This window comes from Falsiroseomonas frigidaquae (genome assembly GCF_012163145.1).
Taxonomy (GTDB): domain Bacteria; phylum Pseudomonadota; class Alphaproteobacteria; order Acetobacterales; family Acetobacteraceae; genus Falsiroseomonas; species Falsiroseomonas frigidaquae.
This window is the reverse complement of the sequence record NZ_JAAVTX010000006.1, coordinates 246,748-263,013: the sequence shown is the minus strand read 5'-3', so window position 1 is coordinate 263,013 and position 16,266 is coordinate 246,748. Positions and strand designations below refer to the sequence as shown.

General features: G+C 69.1%; 17 protein-coding genes. 16 read left to right on the top strand and 1 reads right to left on the bottom strand.

What is annotated here, in order from left to right; translation table 11 throughout:
- The first annotated feature begins 63 nt into the window (after nucleotides 1-63).
- From HB662_RS20795 to HB662_RS20740, 13 genes are all read left to right on the top strand, one after another.
- Nucleotides 64-624, top strand: coding sequence for a TRAP transporter small permease subunit (locus HB662_RS20795; RefSeq protein ID WP_168052347.1), 561 nt, complete (start codon nucleotides 64-66; stop codon nucleotides 622-624).
- Nucleotides 621-1,931, top strand: a complete 1,311-nt coding sequence (locus HB662_RS20790) for a TRAP transporter large permease (protein WP_168052345.1) — start codon at nucleotides 621-623, stop codon at nucleotides 1,929-1,931. The genes HB662_RS20795 and HB662_RS20790 overlap by 4 nt, the downstream gene beginning before the upstream one ends.
- Before the next feature lie 189 nt (nucleotides 1,932-2,120).
- The gene (locus HB662_RS20785; RefSeq protein WP_168052343.1) at nucleotides 2,121-2,897 is read left to right on the top strand and encodes an ATP-binding cassette domain-containing protein; all 777 of its coding nucleotides are present in this window, start codon (nucleotides 2,121-2,123) and stop codon (nucleotides 2,895-2,897) included.
- On the top strand, nucleotides 2,890-3,597 hold the full coding sequence (locus HB662_RS20780) for an ABC transporter ATP-binding protein (RefSeq protein WP_168052341.1): 708 nt from the start codon (nucleotides 2,890-2,892) through the stop codon (nucleotides 3,595-3,597). Before HB662_RS20785 ends, HB662_RS20780 begins: the two co-directional genes overlap by 8 nt.
- Nucleotides 3,598-3,639: 42 nt before the next feature.
- Nucleotides 3,640-4,884 (top strand): ABC transporter substrate-binding protein, encoded by a 1,245-nt coding sequence (locus HB662_RS20775; protein WP_168052339.1) that lies wholly within the window; start codon nucleotides 3,640-3,642, stop codon nucleotides 4,882-4,884.
- 106 nt (nucleotides 4,885-4,990) lie between these two features.
- Nucleotides 4,991-5,878, top strand: coding sequence for a branched-chain amino acid ABC transporter permease (locus HB662_RS20770; RefSeq protein ID WP_456305484.1), 888 nt, complete (start codon nucleotides 4,991-4,993; stop codon nucleotides 5,876-5,878).
- 3 nt (nucleotides 5,879-5,881) lie between these two features.
- The gene (locus tag HB662_RS20765) at nucleotides 5,882-6,871 is read left to right on the top strand and encodes a branched-chain amino acid ABC transporter permease (RefSeq protein WP_168052337.1); all 990 of its coding nucleotides are present in this window, start codon (nucleotides 5,882-5,884) and stop codon (nucleotides 6,869-6,871) included.
- 116 nt (nucleotides 6,872-6,987) lie between these two features.
- Nucleotides 6,988-7,689, top strand: coding sequence for a DUF1028 domain-containing protein (locus HB662_RS28830; RefSeq protein ID WP_209443398.1), 702 nt, complete (start codon nucleotides 6,988-6,990; stop codon nucleotides 7,687-7,689).
- Nucleotides 7,686-8,672, top strand: a complete 987-nt coding sequence (locus HB662_RS20760; RefSeq protein ID WP_342449554.1) for an ABC transporter ATP-binding protein — start codon at nucleotides 7,686-7,688, stop codon at nucleotides 8,670-8,672. The genes HB662_RS28830 and HB662_RS20760 overlap by 4 nt, the downstream gene beginning before the upstream one ends.
- Nucleotides 8,669-9,727 carry an ABC transporter ATP-binding protein gene (locus HB662_RS20755; RefSeq protein ID WP_168052333.1) on the top strand — a complete coding sequence of 353 codons (1,059 nt, stop codon included), beginning with the start codon at nucleotides 8,669-8,671 and terminating at the stop codon, nucleotides 9,725-9,727. The genes HB662_RS20760 and HB662_RS20755 overlap by 4 nt, the downstream gene beginning before the upstream one ends.
- Nucleotides 9,724-11,238, top strand: a complete 1,515-nt coding sequence (locus tag HB662_RS20750) for an ABC transporter substrate-binding protein (protein WP_168052331.1) — start codon at nucleotides 9,724-9,726, stop codon at nucleotides 11,236-11,238. Before HB662_RS20755 ends, HB662_RS20750 begins: the two co-directional genes overlap by 4 nt.
- Before the next feature lie 120 nt (nucleotides 11,239-11,358).
- The gene (locus HB662_RS20745) at nucleotides 11,359-12,306 is read left to right on the top strand and encodes an ABC transporter permease (protein ID WP_168052329.1); all 948 of its coding nucleotides are present in this window, start codon (nucleotides 11,359-11,361) and stop codon (nucleotides 12,304-12,306) included.
- A complete protein-coding gene (locus HB662_RS20740) occupies nucleotides 12,303-13,184 on the top strand; it encodes an ABC transporter permease (RefSeq protein WP_168052327.1) in 882 nt (293 codons plus the stop codon). The genes HB662_RS20745 and HB662_RS20740 overlap by 4 nt, the downstream gene beginning before the upstream one ends.
- A gap of 208 nt (nucleotides 13,185-13,392) precedes the next feature.
- Here the strand turns inward: HB662_RS20740 and HB662_RS20735 are convergent, their stop codons facing one another.
- On the bottom strand, nucleotides 13,393-14,019 hold the full coding sequence (locus HB662_RS20735; RefSeq protein ID WP_168052325.1) for a hypothetical protein: 627 nt from the start codon (nucleotides 14,017-14,019) through the stop codon (nucleotides 13,393-13,395).
- Between the two features lie 65 nt (nucleotides 14,020-14,084).
- On the opposite strand from HB662_RS20735, the gene HB662_RS20730 reads away from it, so the two are divergent.
- The 3 genes from HB662_RS20730 to HB662_RS20720 are packed head-to-tail and all read left to right on the top strand — an operon-like array spanning nucleotide 14,085 to nucleotide 16,227.
- A complete protein-coding gene (locus tag HB662_RS20730) occupies nucleotides 14,085-14,222 on the top strand; it encodes a hypothetical protein (RefSeq protein ID WP_168052323.1) in 138 nt (45 codons plus the stop codon).
- Nucleotides 14,222-15,028, top strand: coding sequence for a hypothetical protein (locus HB662_RS20725; RefSeq protein ID WP_168052321.1), 807 nt, complete (start codon nucleotides 14,222-14,224; stop codon nucleotides 15,026-15,028). The genes HB662_RS20730 and HB662_RS20725 overlap by 1 nt, the downstream gene beginning before the upstream one ends.
- Complete coding sequence (locus HB662_RS20720) at nucleotides 15,025-16,227, top strand: toxic anion resistance protein (RefSeq protein WP_245185786.1); 1,203 nt, start codon at nucleotides 15,025-15,027, stop codon at nucleotides 16,225-16,227. Before HB662_RS20725 ends, HB662_RS20720 begins: the two co-directional genes overlap by 4 nt.
- Nucleotides 16,228-16,266: the final 39 nt, after the last annotated feature.

The following is a 16,266-nucleotide window of genomic DNA, read 5'->3' as shown; positions in this document are numbered from 1 at the left end:
TCCTACCCCCCCACCCAACCCTCCCCCTGAGAAGGGGGGAGGGCTTTTTACGGGACATGCCGTATGGCGGAGTTGGATAGCATCAGCGATGCGGCGCAGGAGGAAGCGGCACGGCCACCGAAGGATGCCTTTGGCCTGGCGCTATGGCTGCTGAACAGCCTCGGCACGCTGATGATTGCGGCGATGATGGTGCTGATCGTCAGCGACGTGATCGGCCGGTCCTTCTTCAACGCGCCGCTGAATGGCGTGGCGGAAATCTCCTCCATGCTCATCGTCGTCATCGTCTTCCTGCAATTGCCGGCGGCGATCCATTGGCAGCGCATGACGCGGGCGGACATGTTTCTCAATCGCCTCGCGGCGCGCAGCCCGCGCGCCGGGCAGGCGCTGGAGGCGGTGTTCGCCGGCATCGGCGTCTTCGTCTTCCTGGTGATCTTCCGGGCCACGCTGCCGCAATTCACCGATGCCTGGGAGCAGAACGAGTTCTTCGGCGTGCAGGGCGTCTGGACGCTGCCGACCTGGCCGATCCGCCTCGCCATCCTGGTCGGCTGCGCAGGCGCGGCGCTGGCCAGCCTGGTGCAGGTGGCGATGGGTTTGAAGCGCGCCTTCGCAGGGACGCCGGCATGATCGAGATCGAGATCGGCCTCGCGCTCATCGCCATCATGGCGGGGCTGGTGCTGGCCGGCGTGCCGATCGGTATCGGCCTGGTTTTTCTTTCCTACATCGGCATCGGGCTGATCCGGGAGAATTGGGACCTGGCCGGGCGGCTTCTGGCGCTGGCCTCCTATGCCGCCATCTCGGACTACCTCTTCGCCACGATTCCGCTTTTCGTCTTGATGGGACTGCTGGTCTCCGTCAGCGACGTCGGCAAGGACACCTTCGAGGTGGCGCAGCACCTGCTGCGGCGGTTGCGCGGCGGCCTGGGCATGGCGACCGTGCTGGCGAATGCGGTGTTCGGCGCCGTCACCGGGATCTCCATCGCCTCGGCGGCGGTCTTCACCAAGGTGGCGGTGCCGCAGATGATGCGATTCGGCTATACGCCGCGCTTCGCCGTGGGCTGCGTCGCGGGCAGTTCCATCCTCGGCATGCTGATCCCGCCCTCCCTGCTGCTGATCATCTATGGCGTGCTGGCGGAGGTCTCGATCGGGCGGCTGTTCCTGGCGGGCATCATCCCCGGCCTGGTGATGGCGGCGGGCTTCATGCTGATGATCTGGCTGATGGCGACCTTCCGGCCGGACTGGGTGCAGCCCGTCTCCGCCACCGTCGCCCCGCCGCCGGAGGAAACCGCGGGCAGCCTGCTGATGAAGTCGGTGCCGATCACGACGCTGATCGCCCTGGTGCTGGGCGGCCTCTACAGCGGCTATTTCACGCCGACGGAGGCCGGCGCGGTGGGCGCCTTCGGCGCGCTGGTCATCGCCCTGCTGCGGCGGCGGCTGAATTTGCAAAAGTTCTGGCGCATCCTGGTGGAGACCGGCTTCGTCTCGGTCGGCATCCTGTTCCTGCTGATCGCCGCCAGCATGTATTCGCGGATGCTGACCATGGCCGGCATCCCGGCCTCCATCGCGGACCTGATCCAGGCGCTGGGGCTCGGCGTCTATGGGTTCCTGTTCGTCTACATCCTGTTCGTGCTGCTGCTCGGCATGATCGTGGACAGTTCTTCCATCCTGCTGATCGTCACGCCGATCGCCGCCCCCATCGCCATGGCCTTCAACCTGGACCTGATCCACTTCGGGATCATCACCGTGATCGCGGTGGAGGTGGGGTTGCTGACGCCGCCCTTTGGCATCGGCGCCTTCGCCGTCAAGGCGACGTTGAACGACCGGCGCATCGGACTGGAAACGATCTTTGCCGGCTGCATTCCCTTCATCGCGGTGATGCTGGCGGTACTGGCGCTGATCGTGGCGGTTCCCGGCCTTACGCTCATGTTCAACTAGTCCCGGCTGGCGTGCCAGCGGCATGCCGCTGAAAGGTTGGGCTTCCCATCAGGTGATGCGTTTCCTTCACTTGCGTCTTGCCCGGACAGCCTGCACAAATGTCGCAGAAGCGCATCGGCCATGCGTTGACGGCGGACCACCGCCGCGATGCAGCCGGTGCCATAACAAGACAATTGGGGGCGTCCACGAGTGGTCGATACGATCCTCGAGACCGAGGGGCTGACGAAGGAGTTCCGGGGCTTCGCCGCGGTCAGCGATGTGCGGCTGCAGGTCGCGCGCGGCAGCATCCATGGTCTGATCGGCCCCAACGGGGCCGGCAAGACCACCTGCTTCAACCTGCTGACCAAGTTCCTGCCGCCGACGCGGGGCAGCATCCGCTACGATGGGCGGGACATCACCGGCATGAAGCCGGCGGAGGTGGCGCGGCTGGGCCTGGTGCGGTCCTTCCAGATCTCCGCGGTGTTCCCGAACCTGACGGTGCTGGAGAATGTGCGCCTGGCGCTACAGCGCCAGCGCGGCGGGTCCTTCGACTTCTGGCGTGGCGAGAGCCTGCTGCGCCAGTATGACGACCGGGCGATGCAGCTGCTGGAGGATGTCGGGCTTACCGGCTACGCCCGCCACGCGGCCGGGCAGCTTCCCTATGGCCGCAAGCGGGCGCTGGAGATTGCGACGACACTCGCGCTCGATCCCGTGATGATGCTGCTGGACGAGCCCACCGCCGGCATGACGCATGAGGATGTGGACCGCATCGTCACCCTGGTGAAGCGCGTCGCCGCCGGGCGCACGGTGCTGCTGGTGGAGCACAACCTGAAGGTGGTGGAAGGACTGTGCGACACCATCACGGTGCTGACGCGCGGCCGCGTGCTGGCGCAGGGGGATTACGCCACCGTGTCCCGCAACCCGGAAGTCCAGGCCGCCTATCTCGGCACCGATCCCTCGATCGCGGGAGGCACCCAGCATGTCTAATGCCGCCATGCTGGAGATTCGCGACCTGGAGGCCTGGTACGGCGAAAGCCATGTGCTGCACGGCGTCTCCCTGGATATCCATCCGGGGGAGGTGGTGACGCTGCTCGGCCGCAACGGCGCCGGCAAGACCTCCACCTTGCGATCCATGATGGGGCTGGTGGGGCGGCGCTCGGGCAGCATCAAGTTCGAGGGGCGGGAGACGATCGGCCTGCGCTCCGACCTCATCGCCCGCACCGGCATCGCCTATTGCCCCGAGGAGCGCGGCATTTTCGCGAGCCTCGACGTGACGGAAAACCTTATGCTGCCGCCGGTGATCGCGCCGGGCGGCCTCGGGTTGGACGAGATCTACACGCTGTTCCCGAACCTCAAGGAACGCGCCCGCAGCCCGGGCACGAAGCTTTCGGGCGGCGAGCAGCAGATGCTGGCCATTGCCCGCATCCTGCGCACCGGCGCCCGCCTGCTGCTGCTGGACGAACCCTCCGAGGGCCTGGCCCCGGTCATCGTGCAGCAGATCGGCGCCATGATCCGGGAGATCAAGCAGCGCGGCTTCACCGTGCTGCTGGTCGAGCAGAATTTCCGCTTCGCCCAGACCGTGGCGGACCGGCACTATGTGATGGAACACGGCCGCGTCGTGGACATGGTGGAGAACGGGCAACTCGCCTCCAGCCTCGACCGGCTGCACGAATACCTGGGCGTCTGACAGCCTGGGCCGGACTTGAACATTCTGGGGAGAATCCAAGACATGACCATGAATCGCCGCACGCTGCTCGGCGCCGCCGCCGCCCTACCGGCCCTTGGTGGGCTGCCCTTCCGCAGCGCCCGCGCCCAGGCCGCCAACACCATCCGCATCGGCGTGCTGAACGACCAGTCCGGCACCTATCGCGACCTGTCCGGCCCGGGCTCCACCCAGGCGGTGGAACTGGCCGTGAAGGAATCCGGCATCACCCAGCGCGGCGTCACCGTGGAAGTGGTGCAGGCGGACCACCAGAACCGCCCGGATGTCGGCTCCACCGTGGTGCGCCAGTGGATCGACCGGGACGGCATCGACGTGGTGGTGGATGTGCCCACCTCCTCCGTCGCGCTCGCGGTCAACACGCTGGTGCGGGAGAAGAACAAGGTCTTCCTGAATTCCGGCGCCGCGACCTCGGACCTGACCGGCGCGCAGTGCTCGCCGAACACGGTCCATTGGACCTACGACACCTACATGCTGGCCAATTCCACCGGCGGCGCCATGGTGCGGGCCGGCGGCAAGTCCTGGTTCTTCATCACCGCCGACTACGCCTTCGGCCATGCGCTGGAGCGTGACACGGGCAATTTCGTCAAGGCGCAGGGCGGTGAGGTGCTGGGCGCCGTCCGCACACCCTTCCCGGGCACCACCGACTTCTCCTCCTACCTGCAGCAGGCGCAGCGGTCCCGCGCCCAGGTCATCGGCCTGGCCAATGCGGGCGGCGATACCATCAACTCCATCAAGCAGGCGGCGGAATTCCGCATCACCCGCGGCGGCCGCGTGAAGCTGGCGGGGCTGCTGGTGTTCATCACGGACGTCAACTCGCTCGGCCTGGAAGTGGCGCAGGGCCTGGTGCTGTCCGAGACCTTCTACTGGGACCTGAACGACAAGACCCGCGCCTTCACCCAGCGCCTCGGCGCCATGCCGGGCAATATCAAGCCCTCCATGGTCCAGGCCGGCTGCTACGGCTCGGTCCTGCACTACCTGAAGGCGGCGGGCGACATGGGTGTGGCCGCGGCCAAGGCCTCTGGCGTCGAGGCGGTGAACCGCATGAAGGCGATGCCGACCAGCGACGATGCCTTCGGCGACGGCACGATCCGCGCCGATGGCCGCAAGATCCACCCCTGCTACCTGTTCGAGGTGAAGGCCCCGTCCGAGAGCCGCGGCGCCTGGGACTACTACAAGCTGCTCGGCACCACCGCCGGCGACCAGGCCTTCCGCCCCGTGGCGGATGGCGGCTGCGCGCTGGTCCGTAGCTGATGGAAAGCCCTCTCCCCCCAATTGGGGGGAGAGGGTTGGGTGAGGGGGGCAGGCGCCGCCCGATCCTGCCTGACCCCGCCTTGAACTCGACGAAGGCCCGCGCCCGGTGATCGAAAACCTGCTGTTCGAACTCGAGATGGCCGCGCCCCAGGTGATCCTCGGGCTGGTCAACGGCGCCTTCTACGCGCTGCTCTCGCTTGGTCTTGCCATCATCTTCGGCATGCTGAACGTCATCAACTTCGCGCACGGCGCGCAGTTCATGATGGGCGCCTTCGTCGCCTGGATGCTGCTGGCCTGGGCCGGCATCCCGTACTGGGGGGCGCTGGTGCTGGCGCCGCTGATCGTCGGCGCCTTCGGCGTGGTGATCGAACGCACCATGATCGCCCGATTGTACAAGCTGGACCACCTCTACGGCCTGCTGCTGACCTTCGGCCTGGCGCTGATCATCGAGGGTGTGTTCCGCAACGGCTTCGGCTCCTCCGGCCTGCCCTATGCGCCGCCGGCGGCCTTCAACGCGCTGAACATCGACATCCCCATCATGTTCCTGCCCGGCTACCGGGTCTGGGTGGTCATTGCCTCCTTCCTGGTGTGCCTGGCCACCTGGCTGGTGATCGAGAAGACCAAGATCGGCGCCTATCTGCGCGCGGCGACGGAACGGCCGGAACTGGTGCAGGCCTTCGGCGTGAACGTGCCGCGGATGATGACGCTGACCTATGGCGCGGGCGTCGCACTCGCCGCCTTCGCCGGCGTGCTGGCGGCGCCGATCTATTCGGTGAACCCGGCGATGGGCGCCAACTTCATCATCACCGTCTTCGCCGTGGTGGTCATCGGCGGCATGGGGTCCATCATGGGGTCCGTCGTCACCGGCTTCGGGCTTGGGCTGATCGAGGGGCTGGCCCGGGTGGTCTATCCGGAAGCCTCCGCCACCGTCGTCTTCGTCATCATGGCGATCGTGCTGCTGACGCGGCCCGCCGGCCTGTTCGGAAGGGGCTGAGCCATGGCCGACACCACCATCGATCTCGGCACCACCGCCGCCAAGCATGAGGAAGCGGGCTTCCTCGGCTTCACCCGCGCCCAGGCCCTGGCCTTCGGCGTGCTGGTCGCCTTCGTCTTCATCAGCCCGTTCTTCCTCTACCCGGTCTTCCTGATGAAGATCCTGTGCTTCGCGCTATTCGCCTGCGCCTTCAACCTGCTGATCGGCTATGTCGGGCTGCTGTCCTTCGGCCATGCGGCGTTCTTCGGCATGGGCGGCTACATCACCGCCCATACCGCGAAGGTCTGGGGGCTGACGCCGGAACTGGCGATCCTGGCCGGCGGCGTGGTGGGTAGCGTGCTGGGCCTGGGCATCGGCTGGCTGGCGATCCGGCGGTCCGGCATCTATTTCGCCATGATCACGCTGGCCATGGCGCAGATGGTCTATTTCTTCTGCCTGCAGGCGCCGTTCACCGGTGGCGAGGACGGCATCCAGCAGGTGCCGCGCGGTAGCCTATTCGGCATGGTGCCGCTCGACCGGGACTTCACGCTGTACTGGGTGGTCGCCTTCGTCTTCCTGGCCGGCTTCCTGCTGGTGCACCGCGTGGTGCATTCGCCCTTCGGCCAGGTGATGAAGGCGGTGCGGGAGAATGAGCCGCGCGCCACCTCCCTCGGCTATCGCACGGATGACTACAAGCTGATGGCCTTCGTGCTGTCCGCCGCCCTGTCCGGCGTGGCCGGCGGCACCAAGGCGCTGGTCTTCGGCATCGCCACGCTGGTCGACGTGAACTGGACCATGTCAGGCGAGGTGGTGCTGATGACGCTGGTCGGCGGCCTCGGCACCGTGTTCGGGCCGGTGGTGGGGGCCGCCGTCATCGTCACCATGCAGAACTACCTGGCCGAATTCGGGGCCTGGGTGACGGTGATCCAGGGCGTGATCTTCGTGGCCTGCGTGCTGGCCTTCCGTCGCGGCGTGGTCGGCGAGATTGGCAACCTGCTGAAGGTGAAGCTGTAGGGCTGCCGCATCATGCGGCAGTCTGGGCAGGGCGCGGGCAGCGCCCGGTTGGAAACTGGACAATCTGTCCAGAAATCCGGCTTGCGCGTCTGGGTCAGCCTGTCATGTAGCAAGGCATGACGTGGTCGATCCTTCTGCGCGATTCAACGACCGGTGAATTCGGCGTCGCGGTGGCCAGCCGCTTCCTTGCGGCGGGCGCGCTGTGCCCGCGCGTCGAGGGCGGCGTCGGCGCCGCCAGCACGCAGGCCCTGGTGAACCCCTTCCTGGCGCCGGATGCCCTGTCGCGGCTGCGGGCCGGGCAGGGGCCGCAACAGGCGCTGGCGGAGCTGGTCGCCGCCGATCCGGGCCAGGCGACACGCCAGGTGCATGTGCTGGCCACCGATGGCACCAGCGCGCAGCACACCGGGGCGGAATGCGTCGGCTGGTGCGGCCACCTTGCGGCGCCGGATGCCTCGGTGGCCGGCAATATGCTGGCGGGGCCCCAGGTGCTGCGCGCGACGCTGGACGCAGCCATGGCCGCCGCCGGCCTGCCGATGGCGGAGCGCCTGCTGCTGGCGATGGAGGCCGGCGAGGCGGCGGGCGGCGACAAGCGCGGCCGCCAATCGGCGGCGATACAGGTGGCCTCGGCCGACCCCTATCCGGACCTCGACCTGCGGGTGGACGACCACCCGGACCCGCTGGCGGAGCTGCGCCGGCTGCACGGCGTCTGGCGCGGCTATCTGCGCCATTTTCGCCGCTTCCTGCCGGGGCGGGACCATCCCGGCGTGTTCGACCGCGCCGTGATCCAGGCGGCCATCGCGGAGGCGCAATCCGAGTGAGCACACCAGTCCTGGACCTCGCCCGCGTCACTGTTGAATTCCCCACCGATCGCGGCCGGCTGCGGCCCGTCGACGGAATCTCCTTCAGCGTCGAGGCCGGCAAGACGCTGGCCGTGGTGGGCGAAAGCGGCTGCGGCAAGTCGGTCACGGCGCTCGCCATCATGGGCCTGCTGCCGCAGGGCGGCGAGGTCGGCGGCGGCATCCGCCTCGCTGGCCAGGAATTGCTGGCGCTCACCCCCGACCAGCGCCGCGCGCGAAGGGGCGGCGAGATGGCCATGGTGTTCCAGGAACCCATGACCAGCCTGAACCCCGCCTTCACCGCCGGCGAACAGGTCGCGGAGGCGCTGCGCCTGCACCAGGGCCTGTCCCCCGACGCGGCCTTCGCCAAAGCCATCGAGATGTTCCGCCGCGTCCGCATCCCGGAACCCGAGCGCCGTGCCCGAAGCTATCCGCACCAGCTTTCGGGTGGCATGCGCCAGCGGGTGATGATCGCCATGGCGCTCGCCTGCCGCCCGCGCCTGTTGATCGCGGATGAGCCGACCACGGCGCTGGACGTGACCGTGCAGGCGCAGATCCTGGCGCTGATCGACGAGATGAAGCGGGAGACGGGCACGGCGGTGGTGCTGATCACGCATGACCTCGGCGTGGTGCGGGACCATGCGGACGACGTGGTGGTGATGTATGCCGGGCGCGTCGCGGAACGGGCCAGCGCCGCCGATCTGTTCGCCAACCCGCAGCATCCCTACACGATCGGCCTGCTCGGCGCCGCGCCGCGGCTGGAGGGTGGCGCCGCGCGGCTGGCCAGCATCGAGGGCACGGTGCCCGACCTGATGCACCCGCCGCCCGGCTGCCGCTTCGCGCCGCGCTGCCCCTTCGCCATCGCGCAATGCGCCGAACAGCCGCCGCTGGCCGACATCACCCCCGGCCACCAGGCGGCCTGCTGGCGCGCGCCGCTGGATAGCCTGCTGGAGCAGGCGGCATGACCGCACCCCTGCTGGAACTGCGAGACCTCGCCAAGGGCTTCCCGGTGCGCGACGCCATCGGCCGCCGGCGCGGCGCGGTACGGGCGGTGGATGGCGTCTCGCTATCCGTGCCGAAGGGCAGCGTGCTGGCCATCGTCGGCGAGAGCGGCTGTGGCAAATCGACCCTCGGCCGGCTCGCGCTCAGGCTGATCGAGGCGGATGCCGGGGAGATCCTGCTCGAGGGCGAGGACCTTCGCGGCCTGTCCGCCCGGGCGCTGCGGGCGCGCCGGCGCGACATGCAGCTGATCTTCCAGGACCCGTTTGCGAGCCTCGACCCGCGCATGACGGTGGAGCAGGCGGTGGCCGAACCTCTGCGCCTGCACGGCATCGTGCCGCGGGCGCAGGAGGCGCAGCGCGTCGCTGAATTGCTGTCGCGTGTCGGGCTGCGGCCGGAACTGGCGCGCCGCTGGCCGCATGAATTCAGCGGCGGCCAGCGCCAGCGCATCGCCATCGCCCGCGCGCTTGCCAGCCAGCCGAAGCTGATCATCGGCGACGAGCCGGTCTCGGCGCTGGATGTCTCGGTTCAGGCACAGGTGGTGAACCTGCTGCAGGATCTGATCCGTGAACTGGGCCTGACCTTCGTGCTGATCAGCCATGACCTCGGCGTGGTGCGCCACATCGCGGACCGGGTGGCGGTGATGTATCTCGGCCGCATCGTCGAGGAGGGGCCGACGAGGCAGGTCTTCGGCAACCCGCGCCACCCCTACACGCGGGCGCTGCTGGCGGCCGTTCCCGGCCAGGGGCATGCGAATGCGCCGCTGCTGGAAGGCGACATCCCCAGCCCGATCAACCCGCCCTCCGGCTGCCGCTTCCGCACCCGCTGCCCCTATGCGCAGGCGCTTTGCGCGGAGCAGGTGCCGCCGCTGGAAGGCGCCAGCCATCTCGCCGCCTGCCACTTCCAGAACAGCCTGCCGCCCGCCGTCGCGGGGCAGGATGCGGATACCGGTGGCGAAAGGCTGCGCCGCTTGCAGGCCTACTTCACAGACCAGACACAAAAGACGGGAGAACTGGCATGATCCGAAAGACCCTCGCCCTCGGGCTGGTGGCCTTCGCGGCGCTTGGCACCGCGCCGGCCGCCGACGCTCAGAACCTGCGCATCGCGCTGCGTGAGGACCCGGACATCCTCGACCCGACCCTGTCGCGCACCTATGTCGGCCGCATCGTCTACATGGGCTTCTGCGACAAGCTGTTCGACATCAACGCCCAGCTCCAGCCGGTGCCGCAGCTCGCCACCAGCTACAGCTGGGACGACCCGACCACGCTGACCATCAAGCTGCGCGAGGGCGTGCGCTTCCATGACGGGGAGATGATGGATGCGGAGGCGGTACGCTATTCGCTCAACCGCCACCTGACCCTGCAGGGCAGCTTCCGGCGTTCCGAGATGGGCGCCGTCACGGCGATCGAGGTGGTCGATCCGCTGACCGTGCGCATCAAGCTCGGCGCACCCAATGCCGCCTTCCTGGCGACGCTGACCGACCGCGCCGGCATGATCCTGAGCCCCAAGGCGGCCGAGGCCGCCGGCCGCAACTTCGGCACCCGACCGGTCTGCGCCGGCCCGATGCGCTTCGTCGAGCGGGTGGCGCAGGAGCGGATCGTGCTGGAACGCTTCCCGGAATACTGGGACGCCGCCAACATCCACTTCAACCGCGTGACCTACCTGCCGATCCCGGACAACACCGTCCGCCTGGCCAACCTGCAGTCCGGCGCGGTGGAATTCGGCGAACGGATGGAGCCGGACGACCTGCGCTCCATCCAGCGCAACCGCAACCTGCGCGGCGTGCCGGTGGAGGAGCTGGGTTACCAGGGCATCACCATCAACATCGGCAACGGTCCGCGCGCGAACACGCCCATGGGGCGTGATGCCCGCGTGCGCCAGGCCTTCGAGCTGTCGCTGGACCGCGCCGCCATCAACCAGGTGGTCTATGAGGGGATGTACACCCCGACCCGCCAGCCGGTGCCGCCGGCCAGCAGCTTCCATGTCCGCAGCTTCCAGCCGGAGCCGCGCAACGTCGACCGCGCCCGCGCCCTGCTGCGCGAGGCCGGCCACACCGCCCCGGTTCCGGTGGAGCTGACCATCCCGAACAACCCGGACCTGCGCCAGGCCGGCGAGGTGATCCAGGCGATGGCGAAGGAGGCCGGCTTCGAGGTGACGCTGCGGGCCTCGGAATTCGCCTCGGCGCTGGCCGGCGCGGTGCGCGGCGAGTTCGAGACCTTCCTGCTCGGCTGGTCCGGCCGCACCGATCCGGATGGCAACATCTACGCCTTCATGCATAGCCGCGGCGGCCAGAATGACGGGCGCTATTCGAACCCGGCGGTCGATGCGCTGCTGGAATCGGCGCGGACGGAGCAGGACGTGGCGAAGCGGCAGGACATGTACCGCCAGGTGATGGAGACGGCGCTGGGCCAGGACCGCATGCGGATCTACCTGTGGCACCGCAAGAACGTGATGATCCATTCGGCGCGGCTGACCGGCTACCAGCCGATTGCGGATGGCATGGTGCGGCTGCAGGGCATGCGGCTGAACTGAGACGCGGAACAACCCCCCCCCAACCCTCCCCCGTGAACGGGGGAGGGCTTCTTCTCCCTCCCCCGCTTGCGGGGGAGGGTCGGGGTGGGGGCAGGGGCCATCCCCAGGAGCTGACCTGAGATGTGGAACTGGCTTCTGAAACGCCTCGGCCAGGTGCTGCCGACGCTGGTGATTCTTTCCTTCCTGATCTTCGGGCTGCAACAGCTCATGCCCGGCGATCCGGCGATGATCCTGGCAGGCGAGGAACGCGGCGATCCGCAGGTGCTGGCGCAGATCCGCGCCGAGCTACGGCTCGACCAGCCGATCTGGTCGCAATACCTGTACTGGATCGGCAATGTGCTGCAGGGGGATTTCGGCTTCTCCTGGCGCATCCGCATGCCGGTCTCCGACCTGATCCTGGAGAAGCTGCCGGTCACGGCGCAGCTCGCCACCATGGCCTTCATCATCGCGGTGCCGATCGGCGTGCCGCTCGGCATCCTGTCCGCGGTGAAGAAGGACACGGCCTGGGACTGGGCGGCGAATGGCATCGCGCTGTTCGGCATTTCCACGCCGAATTTCTGGCTCGGCATCATGATGATCCTGTTCTTCAGCGTGCAGCTCGGCTGGCTGCCACCCTCCGGCTATGTGCCGCTGTGGGAGGATCCGGTGCAGTCGCTGGCCACCACCATCATGCCCGCCTTCGTGCTCGGCACCGGCGTCGCCTCCGTGCTGATGCGCCACACCCGGGCTGCGATGCTGACGGCGCTGAGCCAGGACTATGTCCGCACCGCCCGCGCCAAGGGCCTGACGGAGCGCGTGGTGGTCTGGAAGCACGCGCTGCGCAATGCACTGATCCCGGTGGTCACGCTGGGCACCATCGAATTCGGCCGGCTGCTGGCCGGTGCCGTGCTGACCGAGCAGATCTTCACCATCCCCGGCTTCGGCAAGCTGGTGGTGGATGCCGTGTTCAACCGGGACTACCCGGTGGTGCAGGGCGTGGTGCTGGCCACCGCGCTGATCTTCGTGGTGCTGAGCCTGCTGGCGGATATCCTGTACATGGCCATCAACCCCCGCTTGAGGCAGGCATGAGCGCGACCGCCCTGCCGGCCCCGCTGGCGCGCGGCGAAAGCCCGGCGCGGCGCGCGCTGCGCCGCTTCATCCGCCACCGCCTGGCGCTGGCCGGCTTCGTGGTGGTGCTGGCCTTCGTGCTGGTGGCGATCCTGGCGCCCTGGATCGCGCCCTTCGACCCGATCGAGACCAGCTGGTCCCGCATCCGCCGCCCGCCGTCGGAGCTGTACTGGTTCGGCACGGATGAGAATGGGCGAGATGTGCTGTCCCGCGTCATCTGGGGCGCGCGGGCGTCCCTGATGGCGGGCGTGGTGTCCGTGCTCGGCGCCGTGCTGATCGGCGTGCCGCTCGGGCTGCTGGCGGGGCTGGCGGGGGGCTGGGTGGATGCGCTGATCTCGCGCGTCGCGGATGCGATGCTGTCGATCCCGTTCCTGATCCTGGCCATCGCGCTCGCCGCCTTCCTCGGCCCGGCGCTGGAGAATGCGATGCTGGCCATCGCCATCACCGCCAGCCCGATCTTCGTCCGGCTATCCCGCGGCATGGCGCTGGATGCGAAGAGCACGGATTGGGTGGAGGCGGCGCGATCGCTCGGCAACCCGCCCTGGCGCACCGCCTTCGTCCATGTGCTGCCCAACATCATCCCGCCGCTGCTGGTGCAGTCCACGCTTTCGATCGCGGAGGCGATCATCGCCGAGGCCTCGCTGAGTTTCCTGGGACTTGGCCAGCAGCCACCCTCGCCTAGCTGGGGCTCCATGCTGAACAGCGCCCAGCGGTTCCTGGAGACGGCGCCCTGGCTTGCGATCGCGCCGGGGGCAGCGATCTTCGTGGTGGTGCTGGCCTTCAACCTGATGGGCGACGGGCTGCGGGACGCGCTGGACCCCCGCGCCGACAGGCGCTGAGGCCAAGGGCGCCGACAGGCGCTGAGGCCAAGGGCGCCGACAGGCGCTGAGGCCAAGGGCGCCGACAGGCGCTGAGGCCAAGGGCGCCGACAGGCGCTGAGGCCAACGGCCCGCCGACAGGCGCTGAGGCCAAGGGCGCCGTCAGGCGCTGAGGCCAAGGGAGCGCCGAACGGCGCTGAGGTCCCGCGCGGCGGTCGGCGGGAGAGGCTCAGAAGCGCAGTGTGATCCGGTAGACGCCGCTGAAGGTCACGGTTTCCCCGAACAGCGTGAGCGTGCCCTGTCCACTCGGGATGATCAGGTGGTCGGGCCTCAGGTAGAACTGCGGCTCCGGCTCCCAGTATCCGTGCTGCCCGGGCGGGTTCAGGCTGAAGCTGGCCTGGCCGAGGCTCTCCCTGACTTCGTCATAGGTCAGCCCCGACAGGTCGAGCTCCAGTTCGTTCCAGTGGCTCCCATCGGGCTGGATCATCCCGGCCCGGAAATCCAGATTGCCGTCGCCGGGGCGCCAGACCGCGGTGTGGTCCGAGCCCGTCGGCGTGGCGGTGCCGGTCGTGACCTGCGGCGCATCCTCATCACCCAGCGGCTCCGCGTCATCAGCTTCCGGGGGCGGCATGGGCGTGGCTGGCACCTCCTCCTGCTCATGCCGCGCGGCCATGCCGCCGGTCACTTCCGCCAGATCGTCGGCGTTGAGCGGGTGGAGGCCGGGGCCTTCAACAGGTGGCATGCGAGCCGCTCCAGGCTGGTCGACAAGGTGGGGCAGCCCCGGGATCCGGGCGGCGTGCCGATTGTATGCGGTGGGCATGATGTGCCCTTCATCAAATTCCACTATCGGCATCATCGGAAATCCCTGTAGCGGTTCCGTCCCTTGATCCGGCGGCACCGCGCAGCGATCTGAAGGGCGCCATGGCCAAGACCCCCCGTCTGAAGACGACCCCCCGCATCCTGCTGCCCACGCTGCCGGCGCCCGCGCGGCGCGTGGCCGGCTTCTGGCTGCTGACGCTCAGCCTCTGGCTGGCCAGCGCCATCGCGTTGTTCCGCTGATGCAGCGCCCCGATCAGCGCCCCGAGCAGCGCCCCAATCAGCTCCCCGTCTGGCAGAACGACCCCTGGCGCGGTGCCCGCGCCAAGGCGGAGAGCACCTTCAGCACTTTCCGCAACGGCACCCGCGGGTTGCTGCTGCCCCTGTTCACCTGGCCGCTGCTGTTCGACGTGGTGGTGGAGGTGGTGCGTGGGAATACGCGCGGCCTGGTCGCCGCCGGCCTGGGCATCCTGCTGCCCATCCTGGCGGTGCGGACCCTGCGACGCGGCCGGCGCGGCGATACGCGGCGCGCGGCGATGCTGGTCGCCGCCGCCACCGGCATCGTCGCCGGCATGGGCGCCGGCACCGGCGTGCCGATCGCGTTGCTGCTGGCCGCCGGCGCCTGGCTCGGCACGCGCCTGATGTATGACGGCGCGCAGGTGGAAGTGGACCCGCCCGCGCCGCCCGTGCCGCCGCCGCCGCCCGGCCCGTTGGACGAGGCGCGCATCCGCCTGGCGCGGATCAGTGCGGAGCCGCGCATGGCCGGCATCGCCCAGGCGATGGATGCGGTGCTGGATGACCTCGACGCACGGCCGGACCGGCTGCCTTTGGCCCGGCGTTTCCTGGCCGTGCATCTGGATGGGCTGGACCGTATCGCCCAGCGGCTGTCCGCCGGCGCCCAGCCGCCGGCAAGCCTGCCGCAATTGCTGACGGATATGCAGACCGCGGCCGACGACCTTCGCGCCAAGCTACGGGCGGAGGAGAGCGTGGCGCTGGATATCCAGGTGAAGGTGCTGGCCGACAGGCTGCGCCAGGAGGGTTACGCATGAGCACGACCAAGCCGAACAGCCCGAAGCCCTATGGCGCACAACCCGCCGAGGCCACCCGTTCCCCCGTCGCTCCAAGCCCGGTCTCCCCAAGCCCGATGGCAACCGCCCAGGCGGCGGCGGAGCGGGACCTGTCCGAGGCCGCGCCGGCCGGTGCGCCGGTGCCGGATGCGATGATCGGCCAACTGGCGCAGCAGATCGACCTCTCCGACCCTGGCTCGATCCTGCGCTTCGGCCAGCAGACGCAGACCCAGGCCCAGGCGGCGGCCGATGCCATGCTGGAGGGCGCGCGGAACCAGGAGACGGGGGAGGCGGGGCGGACGCTGGCGTCCCTGCTGCAGACCCTGCGCGGCTTCGACGTGACCAAGCTGGATGAGCGCCCCGGCTTCCTGGCCCGCATGTTCACCAAGGCCGGCGCCGAGGTGACCGAAATCATCGGCCGGTACGAGACGGTGAAGGGCCAGATCGAGGGCATCGGCGACAAGCTCGATACCCACCGGACCCGGCTGCTGGAAGACGTGGAGCGGCTGGAGCGGCTGTACCAGGCGACCCTGGAGTGGTTCCACGCCCTCGGCACCCATGTCCAGGCGGGCGAGGAGGTGCTGCGGCGGACCGACAGCGAAGCCATCCCGGCGATGGAAGCGGCCGTGGCCAACTCCGCCGATGACCTGGCCCCGCAGAAGCTGCGCGACCTGCGCGGCGCGCGGGATGAGCTGGATCGCCGCGTGCACGACCTGCGCCTGACCCGGCAGGTGGCGATGCAGGCGCTGCCCTCGATCCGGCTGATCCAGGAAAACGACAAGGCGCTGGCCAGCAAGATCCACTCGGTGCTGGCCAATACCGTGCCGCTGTGGCGCCAGCAGCTCGCCCAGGCGCTGGCGATCCACCGGATGCGGGAGGCCGGCCAGGCGGTGAAGGCCGCCACCGACCTGACCAACCAGCTGCTGACCGCGAATGCCGAGACGCTGCGCCGCGGCAATCTGGAAGCCCGCACCGAGCTGGAACGCGGCGTCTTCGACCTCGCCGCCGTGCAGAAGGCCAATGCCGCCCTGGTCGCCACCATCGAGGACAGCCTGCGCATCGCCGACGAGGCCCGCGGCCAGCGCCTGCGCGCGGCGGAGGAACTGGAGAAGCTGGAGGGCGATATCCGGCGCGCGCTGAAGGCGGCCAAGCCGCCGCCGCCGGCGCCGCGGCCGGTCTGAATCGTTCTTGCTCCCGGCCAGCCGCGCGCGGATGCTGCG